Annotated in this window: 1 pseudogene; it reads right to left on the minus strand. The window is 49.3% G+C overall.

Going from position 1 to position 572, the window contains the following annotated elements:
• Window positions 1–572, minus strand: a pseudogene (locus R7R24_RS29115) (ATP-dependent DNA helicase RecG); the annotation flags it as partial.

The raw sequence follows: 572 nt of genomic DNA on the forward strand, positions 1-572 counted from the left end.
CCATTAGTGCGACCTGATAACCGTGCTCGATAGCTCGAACCGCAGCCAGTGCCGCGACGAGGGTTTTTCCTGAGCCTACGTCACCTTGGACAAGACGCATCATTGGATGCGGCTTTTCGAGGTCGGATTCAATCTCTTTCACCACGCGTGCTTGAGCATTGGTCGGAGAAAACGGCAGTTGCGCCAACAGCTGTTTTTTCAGTTTGTCACATGGTGCGAGCGGTAAGGCGATATCTTGCTGGCCTTTGCTGCGAACCGCCAACATCGATAAGTTCTGAGCGAGCAACTCTTCCATGATCAAACGGATTTGAGCGGGGTGCTTACCTTCATCAAATTCATCTAAATTAATGGTTGGCGGCGGGCGATGAATGGTGTGCAACGCCTGTGACATAGTAATCTGATGGTTATACAAGCCAGAAGGTAGCAATTCTTGCACTGCCGCTTTATCGAGTAACACCAATGCTTGCTCAGTAAGATTACGTAAGGTGATTTGACGCAGGCCATCTGTGGTTGGATAAACCGGGGTTAAGCTTTGTTCCACATCTGGCTTTTGTTCACTGGCGTAAAATTTG

The organism is Vibrio sp. 704 (genome assembly GCF_033339295.1).